General features: G+C 68.9%; 16 protein-coding genes and 1 riboswitch. Of the genes, 4 read left to right on the top strand and 12 right to left on the bottom strand.

The window, feature by feature from the left end:
• The first annotated feature begins 77 nt into the window (after positions 1–77).
• Together BLR99_RS01165 and BLR99_RS01160 are read left to right on the top strand one after the other, a co-directional pair.
• Entirely contained in the window at positions 78–1,439 is a 1,362-nt protein-coding gene (locus BLR99_RS01165; protein WP_046059855.1) for a M23 family metallopeptidase, read from the top strand.
• A 45-nt stretch (positions 1,440–1,484) separates the two neighbouring features.
• Positions 1,485–2,621, top strand: a complete 1,137-nt coding sequence (locus BLR99_RS01160) for an anhydro-N-acetylmuramic acid kinase (RefSeq protein ID WP_074686662.1) — start codon at positions 1,485–1,487, stop codon at positions 2,619–2,621.
• A 24-nt stretch (positions 2,622–2,645) separates the two neighbouring features.
• On the opposite strand, the gene mdtD is transcribed toward BLR99_RS01160, so the two are convergent.
• The 7 genes from mdtD to BLR99_RS01125 form a co-directional block, all read right to left on the bottom strand.
• Positions 2,646–4,094: a multidrug transporter subunit MdtD gene (gene mdtD, locus BLR99_RS01155; RefSeq protein ID WP_046059829.1), complete on the bottom strand. Its 1,449-nt coding sequence runs from the start codon at positions 4,092–4,094 to the stop codon at positions 2,646–2,648.
• Between the two features lie 67 nt (positions 4,095–4,161).
• Positions 4,162–4,527 (bottom strand): iron-sulfur cluster insertion protein ErpA, encoded by a 366-nt coding sequence (gene erpA / locus BLR99_RS01150; protein WP_011797076.1) that lies wholly within the window; start codon positions 4,525–4,527, stop codon positions 4,162–4,164.
• A gap of 64 nt (positions 4,528–4,591) precedes the next feature.
• A complete protein-coding gene (locus BLR99_RS01145; RefSeq protein ID WP_013596331.1) occupies positions 4,592–4,993 on the bottom strand; it encodes a bactofilin family protein in 402 nt (133 codons plus the stop codon).
• Positions 4,994–5,063: 70 nt separating this feature from the next.
• Positions 5,064–5,774 (bottom strand): DUF6776 family protein, encoded by a 711-nt coding sequence (locus BLR99_RS01140; RefSeq protein WP_011797078.1) that lies wholly within the window; start codon positions 5,772–5,774, stop codon positions 5,064–5,066.
• 119 nt (positions 5,775–5,893) lie between these two features.
• Positions 5,894–6,286, bottom strand: a complete 393-nt coding sequence (gene rpsI, locus BLR99_RS01135; RefSeq protein WP_011797079.1) for a 30S ribosomal protein S9 — start codon at positions 6,284–6,286, stop codon at positions 5,894–5,896.
• A gap of 9 nt (positions 6,287–6,295) precedes the next feature.
• Positions 6,296–6,724, bottom strand: coding sequence for a 50S ribosomal protein L13 (rplM, locus tag BLR99_RS01130; protein WP_011797080.1), 429 nt, complete (start codon positions 6,722–6,724; stop codon positions 6,296–6,298).
• A gap of 238 nt (positions 6,725–6,962) precedes the next feature.
• Positions 6,963–8,900, bottom strand: a complete 1,938-nt coding sequence (locus tag BLR99_RS01125) for a serine/threonine protein kinase (RefSeq protein WP_011797081.1) — start codon at positions 8,898–8,900, stop codon at positions 6,963–6,965.
• A gap of 189 nt (positions 8,901–9,089) precedes the next feature.
• Here BLR99_RS01125 and BLR99_RS01120 point away from each other — a divergent pair, with 189 nt between their 5' ends.
• Entirely contained in the window at positions 9,090–9,989 is a 900-nt protein-coding gene (locus BLR99_RS01120; RefSeq protein ID WP_011797082.1) for a 23S rRNA (adenine(2030)-N(6))-methyltransferase RlmJ, read from the top strand.
• 6 nt (positions 9,990–9,995) lie between these two features.
• Here the strand turns inward: BLR99_RS01120 and BLR99_RS23330 are convergent, their stop codons facing one another.
• From BLR99_RS23330 to ahcY, 5 genes are all read right to left on the bottom strand, one after another.
• On the bottom strand, positions 9,996–10,694 hold the full coding sequence (locus BLR99_RS23330) for a septal ring lytic transglycosylase RlpA family protein (RefSeq protein WP_228193959.1): 699 nt from the start codon (positions 10,692–10,694) through the stop codon (positions 9,996–9,998).
• Entirely contained in the window at positions 10,672–11,298 is a 627-nt protein-coding gene (locus tag BLR99_RS01110) for a hypothetical protein (protein WP_011797084.1), read from the bottom strand. The genes BLR99_RS23330 and BLR99_RS01110 overlap by 23 nt, the downstream gene beginning before the upstream one ends.
• Before the next feature lie 69 nt (positions 11,299–11,367).
• The gene (metF, locus tag BLR99_RS01105) at positions 11,368–12,216 is read right to left on the bottom strand and encodes a methylenetetrahydrofolate reductase [NAD(P)H] (protein ID WP_011797085.1); all 849 of its coding nucleotides are present in this window, start codon (positions 12,214–12,216) and stop codon (positions 11,368–11,370) included.
• Positions 12,213–13,214, bottom strand: a complete 1,002-nt coding sequence (locus BLR99_RS01100; RefSeq protein ID WP_011797086.1) for a TlyA family RNA methyltransferase — start codon at positions 13,212–13,214, stop codon at positions 12,213–12,215. Before BLR99_RS01100 ends, metF begins: the two co-directional genes overlap by 4 nt.
• 295 nt (positions 13,215–13,509) lie before the next feature.
• Positions 13,510–14,937, bottom strand: coding sequence for an adenosylhomocysteinase (gene ahcY / locus BLR99_RS01095; RefSeq protein ID WP_011797087.1), 1,428 nt, complete (start codon positions 14,935–14,937; stop codon positions 13,510–13,512).
• A 67-nt stretch (positions 14,938–15,004) separates the two neighbouring features.
• A riboswitch (S-adenosyl-L-homocysteine riboswitch) is annotated at positions 15,005–15,101 on the bottom strand.
• A 160-nt stretch (positions 15,102–15,261) separates the two neighbouring features.
• Between ahcY and BLR99_RS01090 the strand changes: the two genes are divergently transcribed.
• Positions 15,262–16,296 carry an acyltransferase family protein gene (locus BLR99_RS01090; protein ID WP_017437921.1) on the top strand — a complete coding sequence of 345 codons (1,035 nt, stop codon included), beginning with the start codon at positions 15,262–15,264 and terminating at the stop codon, positions 16,294–16,296.
• Positions 16,297–16,405 lie beyond the last annotated feature (109 nt).

Genomic DNA, 16,405 nt, shown 5'->3' with positions numbered 1-16,405 from the left:
CAGCCGCTGAGACCACGGACATCCCGCACATGCCGCCTTCCCGGGCCTGCATGCGCTTCACCCTGGGGTACAGACTCTTGAACAACGGCTTGACATCCGCCGGCCTTGCATTGCTGGATCGGCTCTCGCGCTTCGCCCGGACCCATCCCAAACGCATCACCGCAGCGGTCGCGGCCATTCTGCTCACCGGTGGAGGCGGCGCCTTCGCCGTGGCGTCGTTCGCCCCCGATCCGGGCGACCTGCCCCGCACCATCGTCGCGTACCCCGTCGAGTCCCTCGCAGGCGACCAGCCGCTCTCCGCGCTGGTGGGCATCCCCAGCTATTCGCTCTACCGCACCGACCAGACCCGCAGCAGCGACACGGCCGAAGCCATCCTGCAGCGCCTGGGCGTGGCCGACCCCGAGGCCGCCGCATTCCTGCGCGGCGACGGGCAGGTGCGCCAGAACCTGCTGGGCCGCGGCGGCCGCTCCGTGTCCGCCGAAACCACCGAGGACCACCGGCTGGTGAAGCTCACGGCACGCTGGGTGCAGGACGACAGCGGCAACTTCCAGCGTCTCGTGGTCGAGCGCCAGGGCGGCGCGTTCGCCTCCCGCATCGAGACGGCGCCCCTCACCGTGGGCAACCGGCTGGCCGGCGGCATCATCCGCAGCTCGCTCTTCGCCGCCACCGACGCGGCCAGCATTCCCGACGCCGTGGCCATCCAGCTGGCGGAAGTGTTCTCGAGCAACATCGATTTCCACCGGGCGCTGCGCAAGGAAGACCGCTTCTCGGTGGTGTACGAGACGCTGGAAGCCGACGGCGAGCCGCTGCGCAGCGGCCGCGTGCTCAGCGCCGAGTTCCACAACAACGGCAAGACCTACGATGCCGTCTGGTTCCAGGAATCGGGAGCGGCCAAGGGCTCGTACTACACGCTGGAAGGCGAGAGCATGCGCCGCGCCTACCTCGCCTCGCCGGTGGAGTTCTCGCGCGTGACCAGCGGCTTCAAGATGCGCTTCCATCCCATCCTGCAGAAGTGGCGCGCCCACCTCGGCACGGATTTCGCCGCGCCCACCGGCACGGCCGTGCGCACCGTCGGGGACGGCACGGTGGACTTCGCCGGCGTGCAGAACGGCTACGGCAACGTCATCTACATCAGGCACAACAACCAGCACGTGACGGTGTACGCGCACCTGAGCCGCATCGACGTGCGCAAGGGCCAGACCGTGGTGCAGGGCCAGACCATCGGCGCCGTCGGCGCGACGGGCTGGGCGACGGCCTCCCACCTCCACTTCGAATCGCGCGTGAACGGCCAGCACCAGGATCCGATGGTCCTCGCACAGCAGAGCGCGGCGGCCCAGCCCGTCTCGGCCGCTTCGCGCGCAGCGTTCAACCGCCTGGCAGCGAACATGCGCGTGCAGCTGGCTTCGGCCGCGCAGGTGCAGCAGGCCAGCGCGCAATGACCGCGACGACCTCCCCCTGAGCGGCTGCGCCGCGTCCCGCCGCCCGTGACCCCGGCCGCCGCCACCGAACGCTACATCGGCATCATGTCCGGCACCTCGCTCGACGGGGTGGACGGTGCGCTGGTCGAATTCGAAGGCCCGCGGATGCGCGTGGCAGGCTTTGCCTCGGCACCGCTGCCCGAGGCACTCAAGGCGGAACTGCTGTCGCTCAACAGCAGTGGAGCGGATGAGCTGCACCGAGCGGCACTCGCGGCCACCGGCCTGGCAGGCATTTATGCCGCCGTCGTGGCGCGGCTGCTCGCGGCGGCCCGGCTGGAGCCGGCGGCCATCCGGGCCATCGGCGCGCACGGCCAGACCGTGCGCCACCGTCCCGGCCTGTTCGACGGCACGGGCTACACGCTGCAGCTGAACAACCCGGCCCTGCTGGCCGAGCTCACCGGCATCGCCGTGGTGGCCGACTTCCGCAGCCGCGACGTGGCCGCGGGCGGCCAGGGCGCGCCGCTGGTGCCGGCGTTCCACCAGGCCATGTTCGGCCGGCCGGGGGGCACCGTGTGCATACTGAACATCGGCGGCATCGCCAACCTCAGCGTCCTGGGCCCGCAGGGCGAAGTGCTGGGCTTCGACTGCGGACCGGGCAACGCGCTGCTGGACCACTGGTGCGAGCGCCATACCGGTCAGCCCTACGACGCCGACGGGGCCTGGGCCGCGCAGGGCCACGTCCTGCCTGCCCTGCTCGACCGCCTGCTGGCCGAACCCTACCTGCAGCAAAAACCCCCGAAGAGCACGGGGCGCGACCTGTTCCACCCGGCCTGGCTGCAGACCCATCTCGAAACCTATTCCCGTGCGCACGGCGAGGCAGGCCCGGCCGACGTCCAGGCCACCTTGACCGAACTGACCGCCCGCGCCTGCGCGGACTGCGTCATCGGCCATGGGAACGGGAGCAGGCAGCTCGCGGTCTGCGGCGGCGGCGCGCGCAACGGCTACCTGATGCAGCGCATCGCCGCCCTGCTCCATGGCGTGGCCGTGCACCCCACGGATGCGCTGGGCCTGCCCTCGCAGCAGGTGGAGGCAGCCGCCTTCGCCTGGCTCGCCCGCCAGGCCCTGCTCGGGCTGCCGGGCAACCTGCCCCGGGTGACCGGTGCCGCGGGCCCGCGCGTGCTCGGCGCCATCCACCCGGCCTGACGGCAGGGCCTCGGCGCCCCGCCCTCATCCCTGGCCCGAGACCTCGGGTCCTTCGCGGGGCGGCGTCCGCGCCTCCAGGGGCAGTTGCCAGAACACGGCAGCCGAGGCGATGGTGATGAAGCCCACCGTCAGGAAGGTGGACTGGAAGGCGTGCAGCACCGCGCCGGGCACCTCCGGACCGCCGTACGCCTGGCTCCATTCCGAAAGCACCGCGCCGGCCACCGCCACGCCCAGGCTCATGGCAAGCATCTGCACCATCGACAGCAGGCCGTTGCCGCTGCTGGCGCTGGCACCGTCCAGGTCCTTGAGGGTGATGGTGTTCATCGCCGAGAACTGCAGGGAATTGACGGCACCGAAGGCCGCCAGCTGCAGCACCTGCCACGCCAGCGGCCAGCCGGGTTCGCGCAGCGCGAAGCTGGCCATCAGCATCCCCAGCATGGCGGTGTTGGCCACCAGGACGTTGCGGTAGCCGCAGCGGCGGATCAGCGGCGTCGCCACGCGCTTGACGGCCATGCCCGCGAGGGCTGCGGGCAGCATCATCATGCCGGCATGCAGCGGCGAGTACCCCAGCAGCAGTTGCAGCGACACAGGTATCAGGAACGGCATCGCCCCGCTGCCCAGGCGGCAGAACAGATTGCCCAGCAGCCCGACGGACAGGGTCCGCACACGGAACAGGTGCGGCGAGTACAGCGGCCGTTCGTGGCGCGCCGCATGCAGCCAGTACACGACCAGCGCCACGAGCCCGCCGACGCCCAGGGCCGCCGCCCCGCCGCGGCCCGCCACGCCCGCCGCCTCGATGGCCAGCGATATGGCCACCATGCCGAAAGCCAGCAGCGCGTAGCCCGCGGTATCGAAGGGATCGGGCCGCTCGGCCCGCAGCACGGGCATGAAGCGGGCCGTCGCCAGCATGCCGATCAGGCCCACCGGCAGGTTGATGAGGAACACCCAGTGCCACGATGCGCTCTGCACCAGCCAGCCCCCCAGGGTGGGCCCCAGCAAAGGACCGATCAGCCCCGGAATGGCGACGAAGCTCATCGCCTCCAGGAATTCGCCCCGGGGGAACGTGCGCAGCACCGCCAGGCGCCCCACGGGCAGCAGCAGCGCGCCACCCAGCCCCTGCAGCACGCGCGCCGCGACCAGCTCCCCCAAGTGCCGCGATGCCGCGCAGGCCAGCGAGCCGAGCGAGAAAACGGCGATGGCGAACAGGAACACCGTGCGCGTGCCGAAGCGGTCGGCCAGCCAGCCCGAGGCGGGGATCAGCATAGCCATGGTGAGCGAATACGCGACGATCACCGACTGCATGCGCAGCGGGCTTTCGCCCAGGCTGGCAGCCATCGCCGGCAGGGCCGTGTTGACGATCGTCGCGTCCAGCGTCTGCATGAAGAAGCCCACCGCGACGATCCACAGCAGGATGCGGCGGTCCGGGGCAGGACCTGGCGGAGGGGATATCTCGGCTGCGGAGCTGGAGGACATCGGGAGAGACGGCTTCTGCAGGAACAAAAAAGCCGCCCTCGGGCGGCTTGCTCTCACACGGAGGCGGTCAGACCGAGAAGCTCGATCCGCAGCCGCAGGTGGTGGTGGCGTTCGGGTTCTTGATGACGAACTGGGCGCCCTGCAGGTCTTCCTTGTAGTCGATCTCGGCGCCCACCAGGTACTGGTAGCTCATGGCGTCGATCAGCAGCGAAACGCCGTTCTTCGTCATGGTGGTGTCGTCCTCGTTCGTGATCTCGTCGAACGTGAAGCCGTACTGGAAGCCCGAGCAGCCGCCGCCTTGCACGAATACGCGGAGCTTCAGGTCGGGATTGCCCTCTTCGGCGATCAGGTCGGCCACCTTGGCGGCTGCACTGTCGGTGAAGACGATGGGGGCGGGCATTTCGGTCTGGATGTTCTCGGCTACTGCGCTCATGGGGTGTCTCCGGCTGAGGGGAGGAATTGGGCTCGATGGTACTGCAATGGCGTTTTCACGCCGTTCAGCCTGCCTTTGACGCCAATTTGAGTGTGGGCTTTTCCTCGATGAGCACCGTGGTCGGGCTCATCTGGCCGGAGATGGTGGCCCCCTGGTGCATCTCCAGCGCCTTGTAGTGCACGTTGCCGGTGATGCGCGCCTTGGGCTGCAGCTCGAGCAGCTCGGCCGCATGCACGGGACCGACCACCGTGCCGTTGATGATCACGTGGGCGGCGTGCACCGCCCCTTCCACGCGGGCCGATTCCGATACCACCAGGATGGTGGCGTGCTCGCCGTCCTGGGCGCGCACGTCCCCGGCCACCTCGCCGTCGATGCGCAGGCCCTCGGCGAACACGACCTCGCCATTGATGCGGGTGCCATGCGCGATGAGGCTCTTGATGGGGGGCTGCTTCTTGCGGGAAAACATGGTGAAACCTCCTTGGCGGGACGGCCGCTCCCGGCCCCTCTTCTCTTCGTTTCCGCAGGCGCGCCGGCGGTCATTGCATCGGGAACTGGTGGGCGGCACGGACCGCACTGCCCTCCAGGACCCGCGCGGTCACGGTTTTTACCACGGCGCCGGGAGGAATTTCCGACACCCCCTCCACGCGACGGTAATGCTCGAACTGCAGCGCCTGGGAACCACCGGGCAGCGGCTGCATCCAGGGCTTGCCGTCGCGCACCCCTTCCACCAGCAGCTCCAGGCGCCCCTTGAAAGCCGGCGCATTGCGCACCGGCTGGATCACCAGCACCTGCCAGCGCAGCTGGCCTGCGCCCATGGCTTCGGCCTGCAGGCCGCGGATGCTCACGCCATCGGCCCTGCCGGCGGGAATCAGCTTTTCGAAGAAACCCAGGTCGTCGCGCAGCGTGCGGTTGTCGGCCTCCAGTTGCCGCATGCGCGCCATCACGCGCTCCAGCGCCGTGCGCTCGGCGGTGAGCAGGGAGCCTTCGGCGCTGGAGGCCTCGTCGCGCGCGCGGTTTTCCTCCCGCAGCCGCGACACCTCTTCCCGCAACCGGAGCAGTTCATCCCTCGACCGGGAATCCAGCCCCGCGATGCTCTTGCCGAATTCGAAGGCCCACAGGGCGATGGCGGCGCACAGGCCGAAGAACACGGCCAGTACGATCCAGCGCAGGGGCCAGGGCATGGCGCTGCGGATCGCAACCCGCGGAGCGCTCACGGTCAGCCTGCGCCGCAGCAGCTTGAGTCGCATGCGTCAACCCTCCTTCAAAAAGCGTTCGCCCAAAGCAAAAAACCGCCAATGATGGCGGTTTTTCGTGACCGGAAGAACTCCACAGGAGCACCTCGCGGCCAGGTGCAGCGCACCGAAGATCAGCGCTTCGAGAACTGCTTGGCGCGGCGTGCGGAGTGCAGACCGACCTTCTTGCGCTCGACTTCACGGGCATCGCGGGTCACGAAACCGGCCTGGCTCAGGGCGGACTTCAGCGTTGCATCGTAGTCGATCAGGGCGCGGGTGATGCCATGGCGGGTGGCGCCGGCCTGGCCGGACTCACCGCCGCCGTGCACGTTGACCTGGATGTCGAAGGTCTCGACATGGTTGGTCAGCACGAGCGGCTGCTTGGCGATCATGATGGAGGTTTCGCGGCCGAAATACTGCTGAATGTCCTTGCCATTCACCGTGATCTTGCCGGAACCCTTCTTCAGAAACACGCGGGCGACGCTGGACTTGCGACGGCCGGTGCCATTGTTCCATTCACCAATCATGTCGGCTCCTTAGATTTCCAGCGCCTTGGGCTGCTGAGCGGTGTGCGGATGTTCCGCGCCGCCGTAGACCTTGAGCTTCTTGATCATGGCGTAGCCCAGGGGGCCCTTGGGCAGCATGCCCTTGACGGCCTTCTCGAGTGCGCGGCCGGGGTGCTTGGCCTGCAGGTCGCGGAAGTTCGTCGCCGTGATGCCACCGGGATAGCCGGAGTGGCGGTAGTACACCTTGTCCAGGGACTTGGTGCCGGTGACCTTGAGCTTGGAGGCGTTGATGATGACGATGAAATCGCCGGTATCGACGTGAGGCGTGTAAATGGCCTTGTGTTTGCCGCGCAGACGGAGAGCAACTTCGCTGGCTACTCGTCCGAGGACCTTGTCGGTCGCGTCAATCACAAACCACTCGTGCACGACCTCAGCGGGCTTTGCGCTGAAAGTGGACATGAGTTTCTCTTGCAAAAAGAGGGTTTGGCGGTCCTTTTCCACGGTCGGTGCTTCTCTGGACGGAAGCCTCTTAGGTGGGATGCATGCTTCGCCGCGGGACCAGAAAATCGCTGCGAAGCCCGCCATTATATGAAATACCTTCGGGTCAACGCAATTCCCCTCCCGGAAGCCGCCCCTGGCAATCGGCGTGGCGCTTCCGGCACGCAGCGACAGCGCTCTGCAGGAGCGCCGCCTGCGCTCACTGCGGCTGCATCAGCCGGCGGCGCTCCTCGGCCTCCAGCCGGCGGCGGTTCTCCACGCACAGGGGATGGTTCGCCACCGCGGGACGCTGGCATTCCTGGTGGATGCACATGGGCCGGGCCAGGAAGCCGGCATCCGCGCACGCCTCGTCCGGGCCGATCACGCGCGGGGCGGGCTTCGGTGGCGGCGCAGGCGCCAGCGCGGCCTGGGATGCCGTGGGCGTGGCGGGGGCGGCCGCCACGGCAGCCTCCGCCGTCTTGCGCACCGGCGGGCGGTTGCGCGGAGAAGACGCCGCAGCCGCAGTTGCGCCCGGCGCGGAGGCTGCCGCGGATCGGGTGCCGGCCTCTGCCGAACCCGGGGGCGCGGGGTCCGGCACCGCCAGGGCAGAGGATGCCCCCTGGGCCGCAGCGGCCGCAGGAGGAGGAGCAGGCTCCACCGTTTCCGTGATGATCTCCTCTTCCGGGGTCCTGGGCACGGCCGCTGCCGCCACCGCCGGCTGGTCGTCGGCGGAACGCGCGGCCCACCATCCCCCGCCAGCGGCGGCGACCAGAGCCACGGCCGCCACCCCCGCCATGATCCATGCGCGCGACCGCCGGCCCGCCGCAGACCCGGCTTTGTCCACGGCCGCTTCCCCCGCTCCGGGCGTGGCTGTACCGCCCGGCCGGTGTACGCCCGCAGGCTCGAACCAGGAGTCGCCGGCCTCGGCCGCACTGTCGAGGAAAACCGTATCGCCGCCTGGCGCCATGTCGCGGGGGGCACGCTCGGGCTCGACGGGAGGCGCGGCACCGCGGCGCACCACGGTGGTGACGGCGACTGGCTCGGGAGCCAGCACGGGCGCAGCCATGGGTTCGGGCACCGGAAGGCCCGACATCGGCGCCGGCACGGACGTGATGTCGATCATCGGAACGGCCACCCCCGTGGCGCGGCGATCGGCCGGCTCGACCCAGATGTCGCCGAGTTCGGCGCGGAAGTCGAATTGCTCCATGCCTTCCGGCGGGGCCGTCATCTCGAGGGTGCGCAGGAAATCGTCGATGCTCTGCGGCCGGTCCTGCGGCTGCAGCGCGAGCGTCTGCGAGACAGCGGCCACGAAGGGCGGCGAATACTCGACGCCGAACTGGCGCTTCACGGTCTTGGCGACACGGGAGAACGGCACCATCCGGTCACGGATCGCGCGCAGGGTCGCGGGCAGCGGCGTGTCGTTGCACAGGCAGCCATGCACGACGGCCCCCACGGAATACAGATCGCTCCAGGGCCCCTGGCGCAGGTCGTTGCCCTCGTCGTTGTACTGCTCGATCGGCGCGTAGTTGACCTTGAGCACCGCCGTGAGCCGGTGGGAATGGTCGGTGATCGCATGCCGGGCAGCGCCGAGGTCCAGCAGCACCGGCAGCCCCGAGTCCTGCAGGAAGATGTTGTCGGGAGAGATGTCGCGGTGCAGGGTCTGGCCCTCGTGCAGCACCCGCAGCGCACCCAGCACGGACCAGAGCACCTTGCGCAGCCAGGCCTCGGGCGGCGGCGTGCGCATGTGGGCGCGCGCCTGCTTGAGCGTCATGCCCGCATAGAGCGGCATCACCATGTAGGCGGTCTGGTTGGCTTCCCAGAAACGGAAGACCTTCACCAGCGAGGGATGGTCGAACTGCGCGAGCAGCCGGGCCTCGGCCACGAAGGACGCCAGGCCCGCCTGGAACGACTGCTCGTGCGAGGAGGAGCGCACCCAGAGCGACTGCCCGTGCGCACGGGCGGCCAGCGCCGTGGGCATGTATTCCTTGATGGCCACGAACCGGAGCAGCGAATGGTCGAATGCCTTGTAGACCATGCCGAAGCCCCCGACGCCGAGCAGCGAGACCACCTCGAATTCTCCGAGGCGGGATCCCGCAGGCAATGCGTCCACGTGGTGGGCTTCGCTCTGGGGTTCGGTGACGAGGGTGGGAGCGGACATAGGGAAAAAGCAAAAATCCAGGGGGCCGCCACGGCACGGCGGTGTCTGCCGGAGCGGCCGATGGCCGCCATCATGCAGCAAGCGGACCGTGGACGGGCAACAAAGCGCGTTCCCGGGCCAGGAAACTGCCGCGCCGCCCGGCCTCGCCCCATCGGCGGACGCGGGCGGGGCTGGTTACCATCGGGGCCTATGTTCAGCTATCGCCACGCCTTCCATGCGGGCAACCATGCCGACGTGCTCAAGCACACGGTATTGATCGCCATCCTGCAACACCTCACCCAGAAGGACGCCGCGCTCGCGGTGCTGGACACCCACGCTGGCGCGGGCCTCTTCCGCCTGGACGGCGATTACGCGGCCACGAGCGGCGAAGCGGCCGACGGCATCCTCCGCCTCCTGCGCACCGCGCTACCCGAAGGCACCCAGCTCGCCCCGGCGCTGCAGGCCTACGTGGACCTGGTGCAGGATTTCAACACCGGCCCGGCGGCGAAAGTCTATCCGGGCTCGCCCTTCATCGCCCACCGGCTGCTGCGTCCGCAGGACCGGCTCAAGCTGTTCGAACTGCATCCCACGGACCTGCGCTCCCTGGCTGGCAACGTCGCGCAGCTCGACGCCGGACGCCAGGTGGCGGTGCTGCACGAAGACGGCTTCGAGGGCATCCGCAAGTTCCTGCCCCCGCCTTCCCGGAGGGGTTTCGTGCTGTGCGATCCCAGCTATGAAATCAAGAGCGACTATGGCAGGGTTCTGGACATGCTGGCAGAAGCGCTCAAGCGCTTCGCCACGGGCACCTATGCCATCTGGTACCCCATCATTCCGCGGCCCGAGGCCCACGACCTGCCTCGGCGGATGAAGACGCTCGCCACCCGCGCGGGCAAGCCCTGGCTGCATGCCACCCTGACCGTGAAATCCAGCAAGATGACCTCGGACGCGGACGGAACGCAGCGGCGCCCGGGCCTGCCCGCGAGCGGCATGTTCGTCGTGAACCCGCCCTACACGCTCAAGGCGGCGCTGCAGCCTGCCCTGCCCCAGATGGCGCAGCTGCTGGCCCAGGACGCGCAGCACGCCGCCCACAGCCTCGAGTCAGGCGGCTGAGGCCGGTCACGGCGCCGCCGGGTCGTTCCGGGAACCGGGACAGGGTGCATCCGGATCCGCGGGCGCCAGGCTGATCGCCACCGGCTTGATGCCCAGGCCCAACAGGCCGAGGGATTGCGCGGCCGCCCGGCTCAGGTCCACGATGCGCCCGGGCGAATGGGGCCCCCGGTCGTTGATGCGCACCTGGACCGAGCGCCCGGTCACGAGGCTGCGGACGCAGATGCGCGTGCCGAAGGGCAGCGTGCGGTGCGCGGCCGTGAAGTCGTTCATGTCGAACCGCTCGCCGCTGGCGGTGCGGCGGCTGTGGAAGCGGGCGCCATACCACGAGGCCATGCCCTCCTCGCCGAATCCTGCCAGTTCGCCATCCAGGTCGAGTCCTGTCCCCGAGGAGCGCTCGTCTTCCTGCGCCCGCTGCTCCCGCGACCGGTCGGCCGGCGCGCGCTCCGGGATCTCATCGTCCTGGGCTGGCGCGGGCGCCGGGGCCGGGCTCCGGGAAGGGCGCTTCGCCGGTCTGGCAAGCCGCTCCGCCGGGGCCTTGCCCTGCGCGGCAGGGGCAGGGGCGGGTGCCGGCACCGGCGCGGCGGCGGGAGCGGTGGAATCGCCGGGCGCGGGCGCGACCGCGCAGGCGGTCACCAGGGTGCACAGCCAGAGTACGGACAGCCGGCCTCCGGGGCAGCACCAGTCAGCGCTGACAGCGCGTTGCAAAAACCTCTTCAAAACGCTTCAAGTCCTTTTGTTCGCCATCGGTGAGATCGGTACGCGCCCGCTTGGCCGCCAGGATGCGGCGCGACTCCGTGCATTGCTCGGCCCGCCGGGTGGCTTCCGCGCGGGACGCCAGTTCGGCCGCTTCGGCCTGCCGGAGTTCCTCGCGGCGCTGCTGGCGGACTTCACGCTGCTCCCGGTAGAACCGCGCGGACGCCTCCTGCTCCTCTTCCCTGCAATCCCTTTCGTACTCCCGGCGCAGGCCGTACAGCACATCGGACTGCAGGCCGCGCGCGGGGCCCGACCGGATCGCGTCCTGGAGCGTGCGGCACTGCGCGCTCATGTACTTCCGGTACTCGTTCGCTTCCGGGAAGGTGCGCAGCGGCGGCGGGGACGGCGGCTCGTACCGCGATGGCCCCGGGGCCACGGCGGGCTCCAGGGGACCGGCCGCAGCGGCGGTGGTCACCGTGCCCGCCGGGCAGGGGCGCGAGAGGGAGAAGACATTGCCCATGCTGTCGCGGCAGCTGTAGCGCAGCTGGGCCGAGGCAGAGGGCAGCACGGCCCACAGCAGGGCAACCATCAGGGAAGAAGCGAGAACGGGCGTCATGTCAGGGTCGCGCGGGGAGGCGCCATATTACCCAACACGGCCGAGTCCGCCGCCGGCCTCCGTCGCGGGTCAAAGCCCCAGGCGCCGGCAGATCTCCAGCGTCGCGGCGCTCTGGTTCATGGTGTAGAAGTGCAGCGAGGGCGCCCCGCCGGCGCGCAGGCGTTCGCACAGCGCAGTCACCACGTCGAGCCCGAAAGCGCGGATGCTGGCCGAGTCGTCGCCGAAGCCCAGCAGCCGCAACCGGATCCAGCGGGGGATTTCCGCGCCGCAAGCGTCGGAAAAACGCATGAGCTGGGTCGATCCCATGATCGGCATGATGCCCGGTATCACCGGCACGTCGAGCCCCAGGGCGCGCACGTCGTCCACGAAGCGCCAGTAGGCGTCGGGATTGAAGAAATACTGCGTGATGGCCGAATGCGCCCCGGCGCGTACCTTGGTGGCGAACGCCTGCAGGTCGGCCTCGGGGGAGCGGGCCTGCGGATGGACTTCCGGATAGGCGGCCACCTCGATATGGAAATCATCGCCCGCCTCGGCGCGGATGAAAGCCACCAGGTCGCTGGCGTACTGGAACTCCCCGCCGGCGCCATAGCCGCTGGGCAGGTCGCCGCGCAGCGCCACCAGCCGGGACACGCCCATGGCCTTGAGCTGGGCGAGCTGCGTGCGCACGCCCTCGCGGGTGGCGCCGATGCACGAAAAATGCGAGGCCGCCTGCACGCCTTCGGACAGGATCTCGCGCACCGTGCCGAAGGTGCCTTCCTGGGTGGAGCCGCCCGCGCCGTAGGTGACGGAGCAGAACTCGGGACGGTGGGCGTAGAGCTGCTGGCGCACGGTGCGCAGCTTGTCCGCGCCCTCGGGCGTCTTGGGAGGGAAGAATTCGAAGCTGACCGGAAGGGCCGCCTCGTGCGTGGAAAGGCTCATGCCTTCCTCCTTGCGTGGATGAAGAATTCGCGGTTGCCGTCGCCGCCGTCGATCGGGCTGTCGTGCCACCCGGCCACGTCCAGGCCCGCCGCGGCGCAGCATTCGCGCAGGCGCTGCTCCACCTGGGCATACAGGGCCGGGTCGCGCACGATGCCGCCCTTGCCCACCTGCCCCGGCTGCAGCTCGAACTGCGGCTTGACCAGCATCAGCAGCTCGCCGTCCGCCTTGAGCAGCGGCACCACGGCCGGCAGGATCAGCGTGAGCGAGATGAAGGACACATCGCCGGTGACGAGATCGAATTCGGGCGTGATGTCCACGTCCTCGCGTCCCGCACGGCGGCGCAGCTCGGTGGGCAGCGCACCCTCGGCACGCGCGCGCGCCCTGGCCTCGCGCTCGGCCTTGAAGGCCTCCACCTCGTGCTCCTTGGCATCGTCGCTGTCGTCGTACTCGTCGTCCACCTGGCCGCCGTTTCGCATCCACGCATAGGGCGCCACGGGCTGGGTCTCGTTGTCCTCCACGTCGCGTTCGACGCGTTCGGACAATGCCTCTTCGCAGGCCTCCTGCAGCGACTCGGCGGTCATGGAGCGGGCGTTCAGCCCTTCCACGCCCACCACGCGCGGATCATCGCGCAGCCGCTCGTGCAGTTGTCCATGGCCCACGTCCACGCCGATCACCTGCGCCGCGCCGTGCTGCAGCAGGCAATCGGTGAAACCGCCCGTGCTCTGCCCCACGTCCAGGCAGCGCCGCCCGGCCACCGACAACCCGGTGGCCTGCAGCGCCCCTTCCAGCTTGAGCCCGCCGCGCGACAGATACCGGGCCTCGGCCCCGTCCAGCAACTCGACCTCGGCGATCGCCGGGATGTCGTCGCCGTTCTTCGCCACCTTCGTCCACGCCATGCCGGCCGCCAGGCGCCACTGCACACCGGCCGCGATCAGGCGCTGCGCCTGCGACCGTGTGGCGGCATGGCCGCGCTCCACCAAAAACACATCCGCGCGCATGGCGCCTTCCTCTCCAACAGGGCCGGCCGCACACGCGGCCCGCCACATTTCAATCCATTGCAGCGCGGCTGAGAGAATTGTGCCGGCGACGTTGCCGCACGGCACGTCATACCGCCATGCCGTGTTCGCGACCAGGTTCGTTCGCAGAACGCTACCTGCGGCGCCCAACCGGCAGTCCGCTGCGGACAACCCGCACGGTCCTCAGCGCTTGCTGTTCGCCAGGCACCCGCACGCCCCCACGCCAGCAGACGCCGTGGAACCGGCTCCGCCGGGCCACTGGCGCCTCAGGGGGATGTCAGTACCTATACGTGTCGGCCTTGTAAGGGCCTTCCTTCTTCACGCCGATATAGGCGGCCTGCGCATCGGTCAGCTCGGTGAGCTGGGCGCCGACCTTCTTCAGGTGCAGGCGTGCGACCTTCTCGTCCAGCACCTTGGGCAGCACATAGACCTTGCCGGCCTGGTAGGCGTCGGGCTTGGTGAACAGTTCGATCTGCGCGATGGTCTGGTTGGCGAAGGAGGACGACATCACGAAGCTCGGATGGCCCGTGGCGCAGCCCAGGTTCACCAGGCGGCCCTTGGCCAGCAGGGTGATGCGCTTGCCGTCCGGGAAGATCACGTGGTCCACCTGCGGCTTCACCTCTTCCCACCGGTACTTCTCGATCGAGGCGACGTCGATCTCGTTGTCGAAGTGGCCGATGTTGCAGACGATGGCCTCGTTCTTCATGGCCACCATGTGCTCGTGGCGGATCACGTCCTTGTTGCCGGTGGTGGTCACGAAGATGTCGGCCTTGTCGGCGGCGTATTCCATCGTCACGACCTTGTAGCCTTCCATCGCGGCCTGCAGGGCGTTGATGGGGTCGATCTCGGTCACCCACACCTGGGCGCGCAGGGCGGCCAGGGCCTGGGCGCAGCCCTTGCCCACGTCGCCGTAGCCGGCCACCAGGGCCACCTTGCCGGCGATCATCACGTCGGTGGCGCGCTTGATGCCGTCCACCAGCGATTCGCGGCAGCCGTAGAGGTTGTCGAACTTCGACTTCGTGACCGAGTCGTTCACGTTGATCGCGCGGAACAGCAGCGTGCCCTTGGCGGACATCTCGTTCAGACGGTGCACGCCGGTCGTCGTTTCTTCCGTCACGCCGATGATCTCGGCCGACTTGCGGGTGTACCAGGTCGGATCCTGCGCGATCTTGGCCTTGATGGCGGCGAACAGGATGCGCTCTTCTTCGCTCGTGGGGTTGGCCACCACGGACAGATCCTTCTCGGCGCGCTGGCCCAGGTGCATCAGCAGCGTGGCGTCGCCGCCGTCGTCCAGGATCATGTTCGGGCCTTCGCCCGGCGTACCCTTGGCGCCGAAGTCGAAGATGCGGTGGGTGTAGTCCCAGTAGTCTTCCAGCGATTCGCCCTTTATGGCGAACACCGGCGTGCCGCCCGCGGCGATGGCGGCGGCGGCGTGGTCCTGCGTGGAGAATATGTTGCACGAGGCCCAGCGCACGTCGGCGCCCAGGGCCTTCAGCGTCTCGATCAGCACGGCCGTCTGGATGGTCATGTGCAGCGAGCCGGTGATGCGCGCGCCCTTGAGGGGCTGCGCCGCCGCGAATTCCTCGCGGATGGCCATCAGGCCGGGCATCTCGGTTTCGGCGATCTTGATTTCCTTGCGGCCCCAGTCGGCCAGGGAAATGTCGGCAATGGCCAGGTCGGCCTGGGGCTTGAGAACTGCGCTCATGGTTTTCTCCGTTGAAGAGTTCAAAAACCACGCGTTCGGCCAATGGCTCGCTCACCGCACCGGACAGCGTGGGCGAGCGTCGTTGCAAAATGATGACCCGAGCCTCGCGTCCTGCTGCCCCCTGGGCGACAGGGAATCAGGGCGCTGCAACGCTCCTCGGTAGGGCCGGATTATAAAGACATCGTGCCCGACAAACCAGAGCACGTGCGGCTGACCGTCGGTCGGCATGCAGTCCCCACGCGCCGACATGCAAGGCACGACTCCATCGATGCCCGGCATTCCCTCGCGCCCATTGGTAGAGACATGAAAGGGAGCAAAGAGGCAATGGCCACACCCCATCGCGGCAACCTGTTCGACCTGCTGCGCATCGCAGCGGCCTGCGCCGTGATCGTCAGCCACCACTTCCCCATCACGCAGACGGCGCCGCCGGCGTGGCTGCATGCCAGCATGGTCGGTGGAGTGGCCGTCATGACGTTCTTCGCGATCAGCGGCTATCTCGTCACCCAGAGCTGGCTGCGCCAGCCCGAGGTGCTTCCGTTTCTGTACCGGCGCTTTCTGCGGATCTGGCCCGGACTGCTGCTGGCCGTGCTCAGCAACATCTTCCTCTTCGGGGTGCTGTTCACCTCCCTGCCGGCGACCGACTTTCTGGCGCACCCCGAAACAGTGGGTTACTTCCGCAACCTGATGCTGGTCAAGGACTACCCCAACCTGCCAGGCGTATTTGAGGCCAACCCGCTCCCGCGCTTGATGAACGGTCCCCTGTGGACCATTCCCATGGAAAGCCTCTGCTATCTCGCTCTCGCAGGCGCGGGCGTGCTGGGCCTGCTCGCGTCGCGGCGACTGGCATGCGCCGCCGGCATGGGCTACATCGCATTCTTCCTCGTGGCGCGCAATGCCGATCTGACCGGCGAGATGCGGCACTGGTTCGAATATCCCGCCTATTTCGCCTATGGCGCGCTCATCGCCGTTTTCCGCAAGGAGTTCCACGCCTGCCCGGGCCGGCTGCTGCTTGTCCTGGCGCCGCTGGCCGCCTTCCTGTTCTTCGGGCTTCGCATGGAGCATTCCGCCGGTTTGCTGCTGCTGCCGCCGCTCCTGATCTTCCTGGGCTCGCTGAACATTCCCACGCTGGCCCGGCTGCAGCGGGGCGGCGACCCGTCGTACGGCATCTATCTCTACGGCTGCCCGGTACAGCAGTCCGTCCAGGCGCTCTGGCCCGGGCTTCCCTTCGCGCAGAGCCTGCTGCTGTCGATCGTGCTGGCCGTCATGGCCGGATATGCCTCGTGGCACCTCATGGAATCGCCGGCGCTTCGGCTCAAGCGGTTCATCGCGCGGACACCAGCGTCCCGGCCAGGCCCGTGACGGCAGCCCGCAGGCCGGGGGCGGCATCCCGGGGGCCGGCCTTTAGAATACGCCCCTTTCCACGCCCTGCGGCGGCGCGGCAGCACGCCAACTTGCGCGTGCACTCCGG

The sequence above is a fragment of the Paracidovorax citrulli genome, from assembly GCF_900100305.1.
Taxonomy (GTDB): Bacteria; Pseudomonadota; Gammaproteobacteria; order Burkholderiales; family Burkholderiaceae_C; genus Paracidovorax; species Paracidovorax citrulli.
Note: the sequence above shows the minus strand (reverse complement) of the source record. Positions and strands in the feature narration are given on the sequence as shown.